23 protein-coding genes are annotated in these 16,830 nt (G+C 47.0%); 12 read left to right on the forward strand and 11 right to left on the reverse strand.

The annotated features are described in order from the left end of the window. Positions 1–240: 240 nt before the first annotated feature. Positions 241–873 carry a glutathione S-transferase family protein gene (locus tag DPF93_RS04305; RefSeq protein WP_114764987.1) on the forward strand — a complete coding sequence of 211 codons (633 nt, stop codon included), beginning with the start codon at positions 241–243 and terminating at the stop codon, positions 871–873. A gap of 54 nt (positions 874–927) precedes the next feature. Here DPF93_RS04305 and DPF93_RS04310 read toward each other — a convergent pair whose 3' ends face one another. Continuing rightward, positions 928–1,248 carry a hypothetical protein gene (locus DPF93_RS04310; RefSeq protein ID WP_114764988.1) on the reverse strand — a complete coding sequence of 107 codons (321 nt, stop codon included), beginning with the start codon at positions 1,246–1,248 and terminating at the stop codon, positions 928–930. 142 nt (positions 1,249–1,390) lie between these two features. Here DPF93_RS04310 and DPF93_RS04315 point away from each other — a divergent pair, with 142 nt between their 5' ends. The 7 genes from DPF93_RS04315 to nqrM all read left to right on the forward strand — a co-directional run bounded on the left by DPF93_RS04315 (position 1,391) and on the right by nqrM (position 4,301). After that, a complete protein-coding gene (locus DPF93_RS04315; protein ID WP_114764989.1) occupies positions 1,391–1,702 on the forward strand; it encodes a helix-turn-helix transcriptional regulator in 312 nt (103 codons plus the stop codon). Positions 1,703–1,813: 111 nt separating this feature from the next. Next, entirely contained in the window at positions 1,814–1,948 is a 135-nt protein-coding gene (locus DPF93_RS21505; protein WP_279628045.1) for a hypothetical protein, read from the forward strand. A gap of 107 nt (positions 1,949–2,055) precedes the next feature. Beyond that, on the forward strand, positions 2,056–2,295 hold the full coding sequence (locus DPF93_RS04320; protein ID WP_114764990.1) for a hypothetical protein: 240 nt from the start codon (positions 2,056–2,058) through the stop codon (positions 2,293–2,295). 38 nt (positions 2,296–2,333) lie between these two features. Further along, positions 2,334–2,747 carry a GFA family protein gene (locus DPF93_RS04325; protein WP_114764991.1) on the forward strand — a complete coding sequence of 138 codons (414 nt, stop codon included), beginning with the start codon at positions 2,334–2,336 and terminating at the stop codon, positions 2,745–2,747. 160 nt (positions 2,748–2,907) lie between these two features. Next, positions 2,908–3,558: a 3'-5' exonuclease gene (locus tag DPF93_RS04330; protein WP_244204673.1), complete on the forward strand. Its 651-nt coding sequence runs from the start codon at positions 2,908–2,910 to the stop codon at positions 3,556–3,558. Between the two features lie 114 nt (positions 3,559–3,672). Beyond that, entirely contained in the window at positions 3,673–4,110 is a 438-nt protein-coding gene (locus DPF93_RS04335) for a NifB/NifX family molybdenum-iron cluster-binding protein (protein ID WP_075649155.1), read from the forward strand. Then, on the forward strand, positions 4,107–4,301 hold the full coding sequence (gene nqrM / locus DPF93_RS04340) for a (Na+)-NQR maturation NqrM (protein ID WP_075649154.1): 195 nt from the start codon (positions 4,107–4,109) through the stop codon (positions 4,299–4,301). The genes DPF93_RS04335 and nqrM overlap by 4 nt, the downstream gene beginning before the upstream one ends. A gap of 34 nt (positions 4,302–4,335) precedes the next feature. On the opposite strand, the gene DPF93_RS04345 is transcribed toward nqrM, so the two are convergent. After that, the gene (locus tag DPF93_RS04345) at positions 4,336–4,611 is read right to left on the reverse strand and encodes a DUF134 domain-containing protein (RefSeq protein WP_075649153.1); all 276 of its coding nucleotides are present in this window, start codon (positions 4,609–4,611) and stop codon (positions 4,336–4,338) included. Between the two features lie 26 nt (positions 4,612–4,637). On the opposite strand from DPF93_RS04345, the gene DPF93_RS04350 reads away from it, so the two are divergent. The 3 genes from DPF93_RS04350 (at position 4,638) to DPF93_RS04360 (ending at position 6,435) form a co-directional block, all read left to right on the forward strand. Then, complete coding sequence (locus DPF93_RS04350; protein ID WP_114764992.1) at positions 4,638–5,048, forward strand: PaaI family thioesterase; 411 nt, start codon at positions 4,638–4,640, stop codon at positions 5,046–5,048. A 164-nt stretch (positions 5,049–5,212) separates the two neighbouring features. After that, positions 5,213–5,836, forward strand: a complete 624-nt coding sequence (locus DPF93_RS04355) for an MOSC domain-containing protein (protein WP_114765159.1) — start codon at positions 5,213–5,215, stop codon at positions 5,834–5,836. 89 nt (positions 5,837–5,925) lie between these two features. Then, positions 5,926–6,435: a MerR family transcriptional regulator gene (locus tag DPF93_RS04360; RefSeq protein ID WP_114764993.1), complete on the forward strand. Its 510-nt coding sequence runs from the start codon at positions 5,926–5,928 to the stop codon at positions 6,433–6,435. A gap of 67 nt (positions 6,436–6,502) precedes the next feature. Here the strand turns inward: DPF93_RS04360 and DPF93_RS04365 are convergent, their stop codons facing one another. The 4 genes from DPF93_RS04365 to gloA2 all read right to left on the reverse strand — a co-directional run bounded on the left by DPF93_RS04365 (position 6,503) and on the right by gloA2 (position 10,999). Further along, on the reverse strand, positions 6,503–7,525 hold the full coding sequence (locus DPF93_RS04365; RefSeq protein ID WP_114764994.1) for a LacI family DNA-binding transcriptional regulator: 1,023 nt from the start codon (positions 7,523–7,525) through the stop codon (positions 6,503–6,505). Positions 7,526–7,557: 32 nt separating this feature from the next. Then, positions 7,558–9,000: a glycoside hydrolase family 32 protein gene (locus tag DPF93_RS04370; RefSeq protein WP_114764995.1), complete on the reverse strand. Its 1,443-nt coding sequence runs from the start codon at positions 8,998–9,000 to the stop codon at positions 7,558–7,560. 38 nt (positions 9,001–9,038) lie between these two features. Then, positions 9,039–10,382 (reverse strand): PTS transporter subunit EIIC, encoded by a 1,344-nt coding sequence (locus DPF93_RS04375; protein WP_114764996.1) that lies wholly within the window; start codon positions 10,380–10,382, stop codon positions 9,039–9,041. Between the two features lie 230 nt (positions 10,383–10,612). Next, complete coding sequence (gene gloA2 / locus DPF93_RS04380; protein ID WP_114764997.1) at positions 10,613–10,999, reverse strand: SMU1112c/YaeR family gloxylase I-like metalloprotein; 387 nt, start codon at positions 10,997–10,999, stop codon at positions 10,613–10,615. A gap of 162 nt (positions 11,000–11,161) precedes the next feature. Between gloA2 and DPF93_RS04385 the strand changes: the two genes are divergently transcribed. Then, a complete protein-coding gene (locus DPF93_RS04385; RefSeq protein ID WP_114764998.1) occupies positions 11,162–11,548 on the forward strand; it encodes a VOC family protein in 387 nt (128 codons plus the stop codon). Positions 11,549–11,675: 127 nt separating this feature from the next. Here the strand turns inward: DPF93_RS04385 and DPF93_RS04390 are convergent, their stop codons facing one another. The 5 genes from DPF93_RS04390 to DPF93_RS04410 all read right to left on the reverse strand — a co-directional run bounded on the left by DPF93_RS04390 (position 11,676) and on the right by DPF93_RS04410 (position 16,828). Beyond that, entirely contained in the window at positions 11,676–12,926 is a 1,251-nt protein-coding gene (locus DPF93_RS04390; RefSeq protein ID WP_114764999.1) for a phosphopentomutase, read from the reverse strand. Further along, on the reverse strand, positions 12,919–14,130 hold the full coding sequence (locus DPF93_RS04395; RefSeq protein WP_114765000.1) for a YhfX family PLP-dependent enzyme: 1,212 nt from the start codon (positions 14,128–14,130) through the stop codon (positions 12,919–12,921). Before DPF93_RS04395 ends, DPF93_RS04390 begins: the two co-directional genes overlap by 8 nt. Before the next feature lie 116 nt (positions 14,131–14,246). Further along, positions 14,247–15,548, reverse strand: coding sequence for a YhfT family protein (locus DPF93_RS04400; protein ID WP_114765001.1), 1,302 nt, complete (start codon positions 15,546–15,548; stop codon positions 14,247–14,249). A gap of 10 nt (positions 15,549–15,558) precedes the next feature. Continuing rightward, positions 15,559–15,918 (reverse strand): DUF2620 domain-containing protein, encoded by a 360-nt coding sequence (locus DPF93_RS04405; RefSeq protein WP_114765002.1) that lies wholly within the window; start codon positions 15,916–15,918, stop codon positions 15,559–15,561. A gap of 34 nt (positions 15,919–15,952) precedes the next feature. Continuing rightward, on the reverse strand, positions 15,953–16,828 hold the full coding sequence (locus tag DPF93_RS04410; RefSeq protein WP_114765160.1) for a phosphotriesterase family protein: 876 nt from the start codon (positions 16,826–16,828) through the stop codon (positions 15,953–15,955). Positions 16,829–16,830 lie beyond the last annotated feature (2 nt).

Raw genomic sequence — 16,830 nt, forward strand, 5'->3', positions numbered from 1 at the left:
AATGCGACATGGTGCGATAAAAATTTGAGGTAAGAAATAGATTTAAGGTGAAAAATTATCTAGGTGAATGATTTTCAGAAGGTTTTATGTTGGTTGTGTTCAGCTCAGTCGATTTTGATTGTTTTGAGAAAATACGAGGGAAAGTTGCCTAAAATGCGGTCCAAGTCGTTGATTTGAGTTTTGCCGAATACTGAAGGAATGTGCGCCAGTATAGTGTATTTTTTGCACAGGAGATCGGTTGTGTACCAACTCTATTATTATCCCAACAACGCCAGTCTTGCACCGCACTTTTTACTGCATTTTATGCAAGCCAAGTACGAACTTATCTTGGTGGACAAAAAAGCCAATTTTCAAAAATCGACCGATTACTTGAAGTTGAACCCAGCAGGGCGGATCCCCACTTTGATTGATGATGGCGAGGCGATTTTTGAAAGTGCAGCAATTTGTATTCACTTGTGCGAGCAACATAATCAGTTGATCCCACCAATGGGATCTAAATTGCGCCCGAAGTTCTTTCAATGGTTAACTTATCTGAATAATACGTTGCAAGCTGAGTTGATGGTGCGTTATTACCCTCATCGTCATACCGATGATGAACGCTACATCCCCAATGTGATTGCAGCGCAAGATGAGCGTATTGGCGAATGTTTAGCAATTATTGATCAGCAGTTGCAAGGTCGACCTTATTTGCTAGGTGATGAAATCTCAGCCTGTGATTTTTTCCTGTTTATGTTGGCGGAGTGGAGTTTGCCAATCAAAACATCACCGCTGCATTTTGAGTGTTTGGCGGCATACTTAAAGCGTTTGAGTGAACACCCGACCATTGTCGCCGTCGCCGAGTTAGAGCAGATTGATTTGTCGGTGTTTCGCTAGCGAGTCACTTAGCTACGGATAAGTTAGCCGAGTCAAAGACTCGGCTAATTGACATCAACTATTGATAAACGTGTTATCCAGTTGATTGATGGCAATGGTCAGCGCTTCCACGCCCAGTTTGGCAATCGACTTTTCCACCTTAGATAGTTCTGTATACATCAATAGGAGATCCGTCTCGTCGATGTACTCTGCGTGTAACAGAAGCTCTTTATATTTAATTAAGCGGTACTGTGATTCACGAAGAGCGATTTGAGTTTGTTGATTTTTATTGATAGCCCTTAACTCTACATATGCAACAAGTTCTGCAATGTAGTTTTGCAAAATGCTAAGATCCTCTTCGCAATTTGCATCAAAGCTAATATCGTCTCTTGCCATTAATAACCAACCTTTCACCTTAAGTGATTAAAAAGTTTGGTTATTCTGAGCGGCTACCTATGCGGGTAAATATCAGATGGTTAACATGGTCTAGTTATTGCCTTGATTAGGACAAATATGTCCGTTTACTGAGGTGGTGGCTATGATAGATCCGATTGTGCAAGTGATTACCACCAGAAGAAAACTTGCTAAGTTAACTCGTCAGCAAATGGCTGATACGGCGGGGATGAGCTTGAAAACCTACCAGCGTATCGAGCGTGGTGAGTCAGATATGAAGATCTCTCAATATCGTTCAATCATTCGTGCGCTGAATATGACAGATTTGGATATCGCATTGGATGTCAAAGAGATCCAGCCATTTACTAACGCTGATTTACTCGCCGCTGCGCGCTTACTCAGCTCCGACGCACAAGCTATGTTGGTGCGATTTATTATGCAGGTTACCAAGAAATAATCACTCGGTTATCACTTGAATTGCTTTCCTCTATTGTTTTCTCATACGCATTGATGCGCTTAAGCCACTACCATTGATAGACCGATACCAGTTAGGAGTCATATTGATGAAGTGGCAATATACAACTTGGCAAAAGCGATTCAAATCACTGCTCAAGCGCTAGAATCGAGTACTACGCAGCAGCAAGTGATTATGCAGCAGTTGAACCAGCAATCCAGCCTGCCACCGAAGGACAATGCTGAGTAAAATTTGACCTTTGTGACACGAATTTGTAGTCTGAACCGACACTTATACCCACCTTACTGGTAGTTGGTGGGTGTTAATCCCTGTTGTATTGAGTAGTGGAGAAAGCGATGGCGGTTCGTTATTGCTCAAATTGTGGAAAAACGTGTGAGCACAAAGAGATCATAAAACAAAAACCTTCCCCTTATGGAAAAAGCCGCAAAGAGCAGTTTAAAGCGTTCTTGTCTGGCTTTTTCTCGGGTGTCACTGTGGGCGCGGGATTGGCTTCTTTAGAGTTGGTCGATCGCTATGAGCAGTGCACTCACTGTCATCATATGACGCTAGATAATAAGGGCGAAGAGTTTAAGTAGCTGTCAAAGATTGGCAGCTTTTACACAAGGAGAGAGTAATGAGCTACCCAATTGAAGGGCAGTGCCAGTGTGGGCAGGTAACCTATCAACTTAAAGCCGCGCCGCAAATGGTGGCTGCGTGTCATTGTACTGAGTGTCAAAAACTCGCGACCGCGCCGTTTAGCGTTACCGCGCTGGTGAAAGCGGAAGATATTGAATTTAGCGGTGAGATGGGTGAGTGGAGCCGTCCTGCAGACAGTGGTAATACCAATGCCGCCAAGTTCTGCACAAGCTGCGGTAATCGCGTTTACCATTTCAATCCGCAAGATGCTGCGATGATCAAGCTAAAACTCAAGCCTGTTGGCCTAGAGGACGACACAATGTTTGCACCTACGGCGCACCTTTGGGTGAAAGAGAAGGTCTCTTGGTACACCATCCCTGATGGCGTAAAAGTGTTTGAAGAACAACCTTAATCGCATCTAGCGCTCTGTTTTTACAGGGCGTTTTATTTATTCTACTCTCTTGCTGATTTCCAATCCCATTTGTCGACTCTAATTTGGTGAAATGATTGTTTTGCCAAGCTGCGTTTGGGTCGTTACACTCCGCTTTTTAGTGCTTCAATATAGGTAAAGTGTGGCTATTCCATCAGCAGCAAGCTCGATTATTGTTCTCGACTTTGAAACCACAGGTCTTTCACCGCAGCAAGGTGATCGCGCGATAGAAATTGGTGCGGTTAAACTGCACCAAGGTGAGGTTGTCGATCGTTTCCAAAGTTTGATGAATCCAGGCTTTCGCGTGAGTAGCTTTATTGAAGGCTACACCGGTATCACCAACAATATGCTAGCGACCGCGCCAAGTTGTGCTGAGGTGATGGATGAGTTTGCTGACTTTATTCAAGGCAGTAACTTATTGGCGCACAATGCCTCTTTTGACCAACGTTTTCTTGATGGTGAGTTACAGCTAATCAACCGCAACTACGGTGGTAAGTTCGCTTGTTCACTGCTGGTTTCAAGACGCCTGCATCAAGAGAGTAGCTCACATAAGCTCGGTGATTTGGTGAAGTACCACCAAATTGCCAATGATGGCGTTTTTCACCGCGCGTTAGCCGATGCCGAAATGACCGCGCATTTGTGGCAAGTGCAGTTGGCGACGGTGCAAGAAAAGTATGCGATTGATGAGCCGAGCTTTGATTTAATGGTCAAAGTAGGCAAAACCTCGAAAGCGGTGGTTGATCAGATGCTTCGCAAAGAAGCACAGAAGATAGCGAATAAGCTGAGTTTGTAAAATCCGTTTAATCATTAAGCAAGCGCGCAATCTAAGATCTCATTGCTAGTTATTGGCGTATGCCAATAACTAGCAATAATAGAGGCACAGTGAAGTCACCTATTTCGAGTGCCCATGATATACGCTATTCCTAGTCGCAACGCTGAAGTTGCCAATCATTTCTCTCGCTCTCCGCAAGTGCTGATCGTTGATGATGAGCGCAATACCCATCAACTTATTACCTTAGTGGAAACCCCATCGCAATGTGGTAAGAAAAAACAGTGGATGGAAATTCTCGATACCTACCAAGTTGATGCGGTAGTCGTCCGAGCGATTGGTAAAAAAATGCTGCAACGCCTGTTTGACCGGCAGCTAACCGTACTAGTGTCTCCGGCTAAAATGCCTGTGCAAGAACTCGACTTTGCCAATTTAGAGCAAGTGAAAAGCTTGGAATATGGCAGAGAGCCACGTAAACAAAGTGGGTGTTGTGGCAGCAAGCCTGCAGCTAAGCCATCGCTATTGGCTCGATTAGCACCGGCGAATTTTGCCAAGATCACTAGGATCGGCAAATGACGCTAATACTGACTGTGCTGGCTTTTGTGGCGATCATTGCTTTGATGGCGATTGGCGTGATGTTCTCGCGTAAGCCAATCGCGGGTAGTTGCGGAGGGTTGGCTTCAATTGATATTGAACGTGAGTGCAATTGCGAAGAGGTGTGTGCGGAACACAAAGTGCTGTATCAAATTCAAGAGCCGTCTAAATAGCAGCGAGATCTGGCATCTGCTGTTTATTAGTAAGTTATTTGCTCAGTACCAGCGCATGACCATTGACTAAGCAATGTGCCACTTTGTTTCTTGCTCGCTTAACAATATTACCAAAGGTTTGGCGAGATACCTGCATCTGGGCTGCGGCGTCGAGTTGGCTCAATCCTTCCTGATCCGCCAGTCGCAGCGCTTCCAACTCCTCTGGTAGCAGCTCAACTTGCTCTAAGTCAGTCATCGGAACCCCGTTTGGCTTAAAACATGAGTAAGGAGCGCGAGTGCAGATTTCGCGATGGATTTTAGGTCGAGCCATAACTATTTCCTAAAGGCTAGTACGCCATGAAGCCAATATTTCCTCACAATCACGCGGATTGCGTGGTTTGCCAACAGCCATTTTTTGCTGATAACACCCTTCAGTTCACAACCGTTGAACCCGGTGTGGTCAGAGCTGAGATTGTAACAACAGATAGGGTGCAAGGCTACGCTGGCATTATGCAAGGCGGCTTAATCACTGCCTTACATGACAGTGCGATGCTGCATTGCTTGTTTAGCATGGGTATTACCGCGATGACTGCCAAATTAGAAACTCGATTTCATCAACCAGTTCCGGTTGGTGTCAGTATTGTGGTGGAGGCGACGTGGCTCGCCACCAAGCGCAACTTACATCAACTGAGCAGTCAAATCAGTGTTGAAGGGCAGCTTTGCTCGAGAGCTAAAAGTCAGTTTTTATCGCTACCTGACACCAATTAACTTCCCCGTTTTCCTGTGAGCTTTCCGTGTTAGCATAGCCATATCATTTTGTAATCAGTACAGCAGAATAGCGCGCAGCTAATCAATACAGGGAGAGCAGTCACGTGTCTCAACAGTACAAGTTATCCGGAGTCTATACGGGGAAAGTTGCCGAGCGTTTTGGTATGACAACCGCGATAGACAAATCACCAATCACGGGCGAGATCTATTTGTCGGCGACCGGTTTGGAAGGCGACGAATGCGCCGAGACGAAATTTCATGGTGGTGTAGAGCGTGCGTTGCATCAATATCCTGCCGAGCACTATCAATATTGGGCGAGCAAATACCGCAGTGAGCATACGTGGCAGGCGCCAGGTATGGGCGAAAACATCAGTACTTTGGGTATGTCTGAAGCCGATGTTTGTATTGGCGATCGCTACCAGTGGGGGGAGGCGATTATTGAAGTGAGCCAGCCGCGTTCACCTTGCATGAAGTTAAGCCAGCGCTGGGGCGTTGAGAATTTCTCTGTGGATATGCAAGATGTGAGTCGCTGTGGCTGGTTATATCGCGTGATACAGCCTGGTGTGGTGAGTGTTGATGCGCCGCTAGTATTGATTGAACGAGTGGCGAATCCGCTCTCTATCTTAGCGGTGTGTGAGCGCTATTTTGGTGCCCCTTTGAATCCAGAAGGTCTTGAGCAGCTTAAAGCGCAGGAAAGGCTTTCAAAGAGTTGGCGTGACAAAGTGCTGCAGCGCATTGCCACCGGTGAAGTTGAGAACTGGAATTTCCGTTTACTCGGTCACGCTTAATGGTGAAAAGAGCCTAATGAAAAAAACGTGTTGACCCGTCTATCAGTCGAGGGTTGAAGATGCCGCCTGAACCACAAAGAGGCAAGAATATGTTAACGGTCACTCAACTGGCGAGAGAGTGCGGGATTTCGCGCACCACGATTTTGTACTACGAAAAAGAGCAGTTATTGCTGCCTACATTGCGCAGTGAAAATGGCTATCGCTGGTATGGCGACAAAGAGATTGCACGGTTAAAAGCCATCTCCTCTTATCGCTCTTATGGCTTGCCGTTAGCCAGTATTCGCACTTTGTTGGACAAACAGGGGCAATCTCAAGCGACTATCTTGAAACATCACTTTGAAGAGTTAGAGCGAGAGATCCAAACATTACGCGCGCAGCAAAGCGCGATTGTTGCCCTGCTGCAAGAACCAAATGTAAGAGAGGACAAGAGCGTGAATAAACAACGTTGGGTCGAAATTATGCAAGCAGCTGGTTTTACCGAAGCAGACATGGTGAAGTGGCACCAGAAGTTTGAAGAGATGGAGCCACAGGAGCATCAGAAGTTTCTTGAATCTTTAGCTATTGATGCTGATGAGATAGCGCAGATCCGTAAGATGTAGGTATCAGCCAAATCAAAGCCAGTTGAGTGACTGGCTTTTTGTATTTTTGGTGCTGACTTATTGGTGGCTATTTCTGCTCAGTACTTTTCTGTTGAGTGCTATCACGTTGAGCCAACGAGTATGGCACAAAACTGATGTGGTTTTTGGCGATGGTTTGGGTCTTTTCAATCAAGCCGTGCAGCAGCTCCGCAGCCATGCGCCCAGACTCGTGAAAGTCATACACTAATGAGGTGATCTTCGGGTTGTAGTAAGCCGACATTGCCCCGCCGCCCACGCCACACACACTGATGTCTTGCGGTACGCGATAGCCATTTTCTAACAGGTAGTTAATCGCGCCGATTGCCATTTTATCATTCACCGCAAAGATGCTATCTGGCTTAGTTTGGCTATTGGTGAAAATGGTTTCGCACGCCTTATAACCACTCTCTACTGAGAAGTCACCAATGCTCATCCACTCAGGCTTTGCTTGCATGCCGTGTGCCGCGAGTGATTCTAAGTAACCTTGTTTACGCTTTTGACCCACCGAGATATCCAGCTCAGACACACCAATAAACGCGATGCGCTGGTGGTTAAGCGCAACCAAATGCGCCATCATATCTTTTGCCGCTGAGATCTCATCAAATAGCACGCTTGGTGAGCCATCGGTGGCGGTTTGTCCCATCACAACTAAAGGCACGCGCAGTTTCTTAATTTTGGTTTCGTGCTCAGGGGTGATAGTGGTCGCGATCAAGATGATGCCGTCCACCTGTTTTTCGGCGAACAGATCCAAAAACTCAATTTCTTTATCTACAGAGTGGTTGGTGTTGCCTAGGATGATGGAATAACCTTTGTCGGCATAGTATTGGTCAATACCGGCAATGTTTTCACCTGAAGAGGTCGCATTGATTTTTGGCAAGATCACGCCGATGGTTTGGCTGCGTTTAGAGTGCAGAGCTTTGGCAAGCGCGTTAGGTCGGTAGCCCGTTTCATCGAGCACTTTTTGAATACGCTTACGCGCTTCTTCACCGACATAACCAGAATTGTTAATGACCCGGGACACGCTAGAGATAGAAGATTCTGCTAATTGCGCGATTTCTTTGATGGTTGGCATGTCCCGTGTCCTTTTCTTTAGGGCGGTGTTCCCTAGTAGTCGTATCGAATAAGATCCTTGATTATACACGACTTAGTCGATGTCACAGTGGTGTTTGATGCCGCCTGAGCAGGAAATACGCGACCGGAGAAGACTTCTTCGCCATTGTTGACGAAAATTTCCAGAATCGAACGGTCAAAGAAGATCTGTAGCTCTAAGCTGTCGCGAGTACTCAATAGACATTCACGGCTGCCATCTTGGTGAAGAGCATGACTGCGGTCGACTTTGAGTACCCCAGTTGCGCTATCGAAGCTGATTTCAACAAAGTGCTCACCCACTTCAGCTAAACGTAGCGCTAACACGCCGTCAATTTGCTCAGCCTTGAGTGCGAGCTCGAAGCAGTTTTCGCTGCTAAAGCTCAGCGATTGTTCTGTGTTGAGGCTTTGTTCAGCCCACTGCTGTTGGCTACGGCGCAATTGTTTGTGCTCTTCCACCGGACGCTGCTGAACTTTGCCATCGACTAGGTGCAAAGAGCGAACGAGCGATAAGGCGTGAATCCAGTTATGTTCCACCGTTGGTTGATCATCTTCATCGGGGATGCCTAGCCATGCACTTAGCAAGCGACGACCATCATCGGCAAGGGTCGTTTGCGGTGCATAGAATTCAAAGCCGCGATCAAGTGGCAGGAACTCACCATGGGTGTATTGAGTGGTTGCATAATCTAACTGACCGACAAAGTAACCGTTGTTATGACGGTTATGGAAATTCATCCCTTGCGGCTGGATGCCTTGTGGGCAGCCAATTAAGACATCTTGACCATCAAGGGCAAACAGATCTGGGCACTCAAACATGTAGCCAAACTCAGTCAGTCCATTGATGCCATCACCAGCGATGGGCGCCAGATATTGCCACTGCTTTGCATCGTCAGAAGAGTAAAGCAGCACTTGTCCGGTCAGTTGTTCTGTTTGCGCGCCCAATACGCAGTACCAGCGCTCGTTATGTTGCCAGATCTTTGGATCGCGAAAGTGCGCGGTGAAGCCTTGTGGTTGCCCATCAATCACAGGACCAAGCTTTTCGTAGCTCTCTAGCTTGCTATTGCTCGGTTTTGCCAAGCATTGAGTTGATATGCGTTGGTTGGCTTCATCTTTGAGGTTGCCAGTGTAGAACAGGTGCAGCTCATCATTAAGTACAAAAGCACTACCTGAGTAACACCCATTTTTGTCGTAGCTGGCATCTGGTGCAAGTGCGGTTGGTTTTAGTTCCCATTGAATAAGATCGTCACTGGTGCAGTGTGCCCAGAATTTAGAACCGTGCTGGCAAGCGAAAGGGTGCCATTGATAAAACAGGTGGTATTGACCATCAAACTGAATAAAGCCATTTGGGTCGTTTAGCAGCCCTGCCGGCGGCGTGATGTGAAACTTTGGACGCCAATGGTCATTGGTTGCTGTGGTCGCGCTTGCTAAAACTGCATTCGCTTGATTTAGTAGTGTATTCATATAAGTAAAGAGAGCCCATTGCTGGGCTCCCTTGATAGTTAAGCTTTTGAAGTTTTGAGCAGAATTTTGGTTGCGATCATTGCTGAGCCCATACCGATAACAATCATGGCGATGTACATCATCAAGCCGTTACCAAGGTAAGCAGGGATAGCTGGCAAGTACGTCACACCCATTACTGAAGGCGCGATGTGCATCATGGTTGCGAATGCACCAGCGATAGCACCGCCAATCATGCCTGATGCAAATACCTTGCTGTTAGTCAGCGTGATACCAAATAGCAATGGCTCAGTGATACCGAAGAAACATGGTGCGATTGATGAGTAGTTAAGCGCTTTCTGTTCTTTGTCTTTTAGTGACATGGTGTAAGCAATGGCAGCACCTGCTTGACCTGCCATTGAAGCAGTGATCAACGCGTTAAGTGGGTTTACTTTCAATGTTGATAGGAAGTTTAGCTCTACCACCATTAGGCTGTGATGTAGACCCGTTACCGTCAGAACTTGTTGGAATGCACCAAAGATAGCGCCACCGATACCAAATGGTAGGTTCACAATCGTTTCAGAAGAGACCATTACGCCGTGTTCAACCACGTTGAAGATAGGACCAATGATCAAAAGACCCGCCAACATACCGATAGTGATGGTCAAAAATGGCGTGAATACCAGTGCCACTACCGATGGCATCCAAGACTTGATCCAACGCTCTAGGCTTGCACCAAAGATACCGACGATAAGAGCAGGAATGATGGTGCCTTGGAAGCCTTGTACTTGGAAGATACCCAGTGACAATCTCTCTGCATCACCTGATGCAACCGCCCATGCGTTTGGCAGCATTGGCGCGATCAACATAAGACCTAGCACCATACCGACCACTGGCGTGCCGCCAAAACGCTGGAAAGCAGACCATACAACAAGAGCAGGCAAGAAGATAAATACTGTGTCTGTTACAACTTGCGTCATAGTCAGAACATCAGGTGAGAAAGTAACGCCCAGTTGTTGTACAAAGCCGCGCAGACCCATGAACAGACCCGTTGCAACCAGTACTGGAATTAGCGGGATGAAGACGTCAGCCAGTGCGCGCAGTGCCTTTTGGAACGGGCTCATATTTTCATACGCTGCACCTTTGGTGCTTTCTAGCTCACCATCAACCAGTTTGGTCATTTCACCGTGAACGGCGTTCACTAGACCCGTGCCTAAGATCACTTGGTGCTGACCCGATTGCAGGAAGTAACCTGCTACTTTAGCGGTCTTTTTGATCGCATCTGCGTCAACTTTAGCGTCATCTTTCACCACTACGCGTAAACGAGTCGCGCAATGCTCAAGCGCTCGGATGTTCTCTTTTCCACCCAAAGCATTGAGTAAACTCACTGCAATTTTGTTGTTCATCTGTTCTACCCTTAATGTGTGAAAAGGTTTTCATGTTTTAATGTGGTAAGGTTTTCACATCATCAAAATTTCATCAAGTTGGATCTAAATTTGATCATCAATAATATGGTTTACATCACATTCTTAAGCTGAATGAGCGAGTGAAGATCATTGGGTGTAAGTATAGTCTTATACACCCGTTTTCTTATGCTGAGGTTGAAGTTGGTAGGTTTAGGCAAAGAGTGCCAAGGTCACTTTTGGTACAGCTCCAGCGGTAAGCCGTCGGGATCTTTGAAAAAGGTGAATGCTTTGCCGGTGAACTCATCTATGCGAATCGGTTCTACTTCAACACCGTGCTGCGTTAAATATTGCGCGCTTTGTTCAACGGACTCAACCACAAAAGCTAAGTGGCGTAAGCCTTGCGCTTCGGGGTTGCTTGGGCGCGCTGGTGGATTGGGAAATGAAAATAGTTCAAGTTGATTCCCGTTTGGCAGCGCTAAATCCAGCTTGTACGAGTCGCGCGCTTGGCGGTAGTTCTCTGCGATGATCTCAAGACCCAGCAACTCAACATAGAAGTGCTTTGATTTTAAGTAGTCTGAGCAGATGATGGCAACGTGATGAATGGCTTCCAGTTTCAAGATATCAATCCTTAGTGGTGAATAGAGAATAAGAGTAACCATAATCGCCCGCGCTCACTAGCCATTATTTTGCTTTTCAGTGTCGCAAATCAGACTCGTTGTGGCAGCTAAAAAGCACGCAGTGGCGCAATATAAAATTAAGCGAGTGAATGGGGGAACAGCATGAAACTGAAATACACTATTTTGTATGTTGAAAACGTACAGGCGACGTTAGAGTTTTATCGAGCAGCATTTGGCTTTGATATTGAATTTTTGCACCCAAGCGGCGACTACGGTGCGCTTAATACCGGCGAAACTACGCTTTCGTTTAGCTCGCTAGAGCTGATGAGCCAGCTGGGTAAAGGTGCGGTAAAACCGAATCCGAATGCGCCGACATTTGAAATTGCCTTTGAAACTGAGCAAGTTGCGCAGCAGCTTAGTCAGGCGTTAAAAGCTGGTGCAACGTTAGTTCAAGACGTTGAAGAGATGCCGTGGGGGCAGACCACTGCGTATGTCAGCGATCTTAATGGCTATTTGGTTGAAATCTGCTCACCGGTGCAAGTTCAGTAGTTTGGAGCATGCACCAACTATCAGCGAGAGATGTAAAAAAGCCTCTTAACGAAAGGGGGAGGTTGGTTAAGAGGCTGTGCGATATACCAATCAACGTTAATGTGCGCAGGAAGCACCGTTGTTTGGGCTAAAACTCGTTGTGTAAACACTCGATCGGTTGACCGTTTTCTGGCGGCTCGGCAGAAAAGAAGGCGCAAGCGGTCGCTCCGACATCTGACAGCGTAGTTCGCTGACCTAGCAGGAGTGCGCTGTGGTTTTGTTTCACTGCTAGCAGAGGTACTTTCTCGCGGGTGTGCTTGGTGTGACCGATAAACGGATCATTGCCATGATCTGCCATAACGATCAAAACATCTTGCTCGCTCATCTGCTCAATCACCTTACTGAGCCCGAGATCCGCACGCTCTAAAACGCGCCAATACTGCTTAGGGTCTTGCTGATGCCCTGAGAGATCGGTTTCTTGGATATTGGCGCAAAAAAAGCCTTCGCTATGTTGCGATAAGTCCTGATTGAGCAAACGAAAGACTTCGTCGGTATCAACGACAGACAAATAGGATTGCCCGTGCGGGTTTTGCACGATGTCGGCAACTTTGCCATATAGCCAAGTTTTGACGCCTTGCTGGTGGAGCAAATAAGGTGCTTGTGTATTAGCATCGACCCCAAAGCCAAGATGGACAACTTGAAAGCCCTTTTCATAAGCGCCACTGTCTGGTGCATTGATACCAATATAAGTAGGTACGCCGCTGTGATCAGTTTTTACTTCAATGGCATTGAAGATGCGCTGCATGCTGCTGGTGTCGCCCTCAAAATCAATATCACCACCAAAAGCAATATTGCGACTAACGGGGTTGTTTTTGCGTACGATAGCGGCAATTTCGAGTAGTTTAGCCAAGGGGACGATATTGAAGTTACAGGTGAGGTTATACACTTGTCCCAGATCGGCTTCGAGGTTATCACCAATGATCACCCCGCGCTCAACTTGAAGCAGCGATAGACCTTGGCGCGTAATACGCTCCACATCATACCCTTGCTGCTGCAAGGCTTTCTCGATTACCTCAAGTGCGTGTTGAAATGGCTGAACCAGTGGTGGTTTGGGTAAGGTCCCCATGATTTCCTGGTGCCCCATAAAGGTATCGCCGCCTTGGTGCGCAAGCTCCGCACAGCCAGTATTTGCCTGTGGGTTTGCCTCCATCACTGATGCTGGATTAGCGACTACATTTTGTAGCCCCAGTTTTTCCAGCGTCGGCAGGCGCTTAAGCGGAAAGTGCGACAGCAATTTGTGCGCAGTGTTGGCACCGCAATCTTGCGGGCGTACCTCTGCCACATCAGGCATTTCACCAATACCGAACCCATCAAGAACCACCACGATAAATCTAGCCATAATGCGCCTCTTTTGTGTCGATCTGTTGTGACTCGAGTGCGGGGGAGCCAAGTTGATTGCCAAGCGAGTCGTAGAGCGCCATTACGCGAGGTTTGCCAGTTGCAATACCAGATACCAGCGCCACATCACTACGCGTGACAAACACTTGTGTGCGGTACGCCATTACCACAGGTGAGCCGACAGGAAATAGCCCTGCTACGCGTAAGTGGTAATCAATACTGTCGCGATCGTCGTTGTAAATACTAACAGGGTGGCGCTTACCCTCATGGTAAACCAAGCCATTTTCTAGTCCGCCACGGCGGTAGTAGCCGCCTGCAAAACAGTAGCTGTCTTGCCCGTAGTGATGAGAAACCTCACTCAAATAGAGCATGGCGATTTTCTCAGCTTGAGGCAGGCTTACATTCGATGGCATGGTGCCTGTCAAAGAGTGACCGGGCTCGCCGTGCGTGCAGCCAAACTCGGCAAGTAACGGCATGGTTTCAACACAGGTTGCCGATGGAGCATTAACCTGTCGGCACTCGATACCCAAGGCGTTTAAAGCCACTTTAGCTTCTACTAAGGTGGTTAAGTTTGGCGTTGGCAGCATAGCTCCGCTTGTTTGGTCAAAGAGAAAGCACGGAAAGTGCGTCACGCCTTCAATATACACATTTGGCATGGCTTGAATTTCTGCCACAACTGCCGCGAGATCTTCTAGTGGAAAGCCAGATTCTTGGTTGGTATAAAGTTGATCACGCTGATGGAAAAACTTCAGCAATAAACCTTGTTGACGGCTGCTACGAACCGCCGCATCAGAGATCTGTTTGGCTTTATCTAAGCTATATACGGTGATCACTTGCGGCTTAATTTCGCTGACCAAGGTTTCAATCATATTGGTCGGCGGCTGCACTAAATGTCCGACATTGGCGATAGGCAAACCGTGTTTTGCCATCAAGCGTGCTTCTTTAAAATCGACGCAGACAATGCCGTCGAAATGGCACTGCTCAATTAATATTTTGGCTAAGTGAGGGTTGCGACCAAATTGTTTGGTCATGGCAAATAATTTGATCCCGTACTTATCCGCGCTCTCGCGCATTTTCATCGCATTTTCAATTAGTTGATCAACATCGATTACCGTTGTGTCAGGCATCAATTGACCTTGTTTAAATAAGCTTAACGCGGCTTCTATTAAGTCGGGATTTTGCTTTTCTAAGGCTTGTAAAAACATTTTCTCCCCTTATTAGGAATGAGCTGATCCTGCACTGACACTGCTGCAGCGCACGCTAAATAATCTTCATCAGTGTGTGAGTGATATAAGCTGAAGATCAGCTCTGCTTTTCGTTGTTAAATTGCGAATAATCCAAGTACGTGGAGTAGATTCAAAATAACGCCGGTTAGAATTGCAGCGACAGCTGGTGCAGCAATCTTAAGTACAGGACGTCCCATCACTTCGTTGAGGTAGAACAGCATAGCGAAGATGGTGAAACCTGTGGTTGAACCCATTTTCATTACTGCCAGTACACCACCGATGAGTAGGGCAAATTCCATCAAGGTATTCATTGAGTTACGAATGTTGTCTGACGCGTTACGAATCGATGGGAACTGCTCTAAGAAGCGACCAATACCACGCAGCAAGTAAACTTCGATACAGATAGTCACAGCGCCGAGTACGGCAGCCACTGCCATATTTGGTGCGAGGTAACCAACTACAAATACAAAGGTCATCCCCACCACGCCATAGACACCAGTTGCTAGGGCAGTTGTTGCGATTAACGGTACAAAGCCTAAGCCGCGCATAAATTCAGACAGCGCCACTTGTTGCATCGCAGCATCGCGCGCTTCTGGGTCAGTAAGTTTGAGCGCGTCAGCCAGTGAGTAAATAGACACTTCAGAGCCTGCGAAAATACCGCCGTTAGACACTGCTGCAATCAATGCACCAGTGACAGCTAGAAACGGTAAGTGCTTAACAATTCGCTTGGTACGCTCTTCAAAGATGCTGTGCAGACCTGACATATCTGGTGGCTGAATGCCTGCTTTGCGGTCAGCTAAGTCTTTACGCACGGCAAAGAAAACCAACATCATCATACCAACGAAGATCTGAATCGATTCTGGGTAGATGCCAGTAAACTTCATGATCATTAAGCGAGATAGCAAAATTACGCCTGCGGCAATTGCGCCCGCTTTCCAACCAAACTGATAGAAGATTGCCAATAGTGGGAACAGAGCAAATGCTGACATTACTGGTGTGCCGAGCTCTCCAAGTGCACCTAGTGCATCAATCGGCAGACCAGTTAGAACCGCGTTAACTCCAGCAAGAGAAGTAACAACCAGCACACCCCACATTCCACCGGCTAAAGCGGCGAGCCAACGGTTGGCGATCATCACGCCCAAAATGTCGGTCGGTAGAAAGAGTAGCCAAGGGTTAAGTAACCCTGTTGAGAGAGTGAATGAGATACCGACCGAAGCAACAAAACCAATCGACAGACCAAAGGCAACCGAGCCTGCGTCGCGGCGAGTCATATTGCCTTCAAAAAGTTGTGGTAGAACAGGGCGAATACCGTCGTGGAAAACCGCAGCACTCATGTTGGCGATCAGGGCTGTCATTGCACACAATGCGGCAATGAGTCCAATGTGCATAATATCCATTTATTACTCCTTACTTCTCTGCAAGTAGTTTGGTGAGCATGGGGACTGCGTGTTCAATGTGCTCAATTGATAAGCCGAATGCCACACAACCTTTGTCGATAAATTGTTGAACTTCTTCTGGTTTAGCTTGAATGGATGGTTTAGCGATAGTGCAGCTTTGACCAAAGCCAATAATGGCAATCGCCATCGCAAGCGCACCACCGGCTCCTGTATTACAACAGCCAATGAAGTAATCCATTTCGCCTGATTTCACCTTCATTGCCGCATCCATATCGGTCAGAATGTGACATTCGAACGTGTCAGGCATCGTCTGCTCAATCTGTTGTTTGATTTGCTCACGCTGCAAACCAGCAATGGCGATTTTTTTCATGTTCTATCCTTATATTTCGAGCGCATGCGCTCACTTAGCCAAATAAGCGGGTAGGGTTGGTTTGTAGTAAGGTGCTTATTTGGTGATCACTGACCCCATGCTGTTTTAGCAAGGGAACAAATTCATCGATTAGGTAACTAAATCCTAAGCCTCCATTGGCTTTCAGATGAGAGCGACGGGTAATGTCCATCGACAACATGATTTGCTGCTCATAGCCGCGCTGGCATAGCGTGGCAATGCTCTCGGCGCGTTTACTGTCGGGGTAATAGCTGTTTTTACCAATCGTATCGAACTGCACATAACAGCCTTGATCGAGCATCCACAGAATATGGTCAAAGTTATCGCGCAGATCGCAATGACCGATGGTGACGCTTTGCATCTCCACTCCACATTGTTTGAGTAGCTCGATCTGCTGTTTACCCATGGTGCTCATTGATTGATGGGTTGAGATGGGGCGACCGGTTTCTAAATGGGCAATCGCTGCAGCTTGAAACACCTTTTGCTCTGTCAGGCTAAAGGCTGCTTCACTGCTGCCAATCTCACCAATGACACTGGCTTTGAGGCTTGAGCCTTCGATGCCAACTTCGATCTCATCTATCATGCCTTGAGCGATTTGCTTTACGCTCATGCTATACAAGTGCTCTGGGAAGAAGCCCTCGATGTAAAAGCCTGTCGAGAGCAATACATTGATGCCGGTATCGTCAATTAAATTTTCAATAAATTGAGGATTTCGCCCCATAAAAGAATTGGTCACCTCTACGATGTTACGCACGCCACGTTTTTGCACTTCACGCATCTCTTCACACAGTAACTCGTATTGGTCCAAACGACAGTCGAGCGTGTGTTTTTGTGGTGACAAATCAATGTGCAAATGTTCATGGCAGTAGGTGTAACCCGTAGCATCAATCATCA

The sequence above is a fragment of the Vibrio rhodolitus genome (genome assembly GCF_003350325.1).
Lineage (GTDB): Bacteria > Pseudomonadota > Gammaproteobacteria > Enterobacterales > Vibrionaceae > Vibrio > Vibrio rhodolitus.

What these genes read in the sequence shown, in the direction of transcription:
- DPF93_RS04310 (WP_114764988.1), bottom strand. Translation starts at nt 1,248, where the DNA reads ATGGCAAGAGACGATATTAGCTTTGATGCAAATTGCGAAGAGGATCTT.
- DPF93_RS04315 (WP_114764989.1), top strand. Translation starts at nt 1,391, where the DNA reads ATGATAGATCCGATTGTGCAAGTGATTACCACCAGAAGAAAACTTGCT.
- DPF93_RS04320 (WP_114764990.1), top strand. Translation starts at nt 2,056, where the DNA reads ATGGCGGTTCGTTATTGCTCAAATTGTGGAAAAACGTGTGAGCACAAA.
- DPF93_RS04325 (WP_114764991.1), top strand. Translation starts at nt 2,334, where the DNA reads ATGAGCTACCCAATTGAAGGGCAGTGCCAGTGTGGGCAGGTAACCTAT.
- DPF93_RS04335 (WP_075649155.1), top strand. Translation starts at nt 3,673, where the DNA reads ATGATATACGCTATTCCTAGTCGCAACGCTGAAGTTGCCAATCATTTC.
- nqrM (WP_075649154.1), top strand. Translation starts at nt 4,107, where the DNA reads ATGACGCTAATACTGACTGTGCTGGCTTTTGTGGCGATCATTGCTTTG.
- DPF93_RS04345 (WP_075649153.1), bottom strand. Translation starts at nt 4,611, where the DNA reads ATGGCTCGACCTAAAATCCATCGCGAAATCTGCACTCGCGCTCCTTAC.
- DPF93_RS04350 (WP_114764992.1), top strand. Translation starts at nt 4,638, where the DNA reads ATGAAGCCAATATTTCCTCACAATCACGCGGATTGCGTGGTTTGCCAA.
- DPF93_RS04355 (WP_114765159.1), top strand. Translation starts at nt 5,213, where the DNA reads ATGACAACCGCGATAGACAAATCACCAATCACGGGCGAGATCTATTTG.
- DPF93_RS04360 (WP_114764993.1), top strand. Translation starts at nt 5,926, where the DNA reads ATGTTAACGGTCACTCAACTGGCGAGAGAGTGCGGGATTTCGCGCACC.
- DPF93_RS04365 (WP_114764994.1), bottom strand. Translation starts at nt 7,525, where the DNA reads ATGCCAACCATCAAAGAAATCGCGCAATTAGCAGAATCTTCTATCTCT.
- DPF93_RS04370 (WP_114764995.1), bottom strand. Translation starts at nt 9,000, where the DNA reads ATGAATACACTACTAAATCAAGCGAATGCAGTTTTAGCAAGCGCGACC.
- DPF93_RS04375 (WP_114764996.1), bottom strand. Translation starts at nt 10,382, where the DNA reads ATGAACAACAAAATTGCAGTGAGTTTACTCAATGCTTTGGGTGGAAAA.
- DPF93_RS04385 (WP_114764998.1), top strand. Translation starts at nt 11,162, where the DNA reads ATGAAACTGAAATACACTATTTTGTATGTTGAAAACGTACAGGCGACG.
- DPF93_RS04390 (WP_114764999.1), bottom strand. Translation starts at nt 12,926, where the DNA reads ATGGCTAGATTTATCGTGGTGGTTCTTGATGGGTTCGGTATTGGTGAA.
- DPF93_RS04395 (WP_114765000.1), bottom strand. Translation starts at nt 14,130, where the DNA reads ATGTTTTTACAAGCCTTAGAAAAGCAAAATCCCGACTTAATAGAAGCC.
- DPF93_RS04400 (WP_114765001.1), bottom strand. Translation starts at nt 15,548, where the DNA reads ATGGATATTATGCACATTGGACTCATTGCCGCATTGTGTGCAATGACA.
- DPF93_RS04405 (WP_114765002.1), bottom strand. Translation starts at nt 15,918, where the DNA reads ATGAAAAAAATCGCCATTGCTGGTTTGCAGCGTGAGCAAATCAAACAA.
- DPF93_RS04410 (WP_114765160.1), bottom strand. Translation starts at nt 16,828, where the DNA reads ATGATTGATGCTACGGGTTACACCTACTGCCATGAACATTTGCACATT.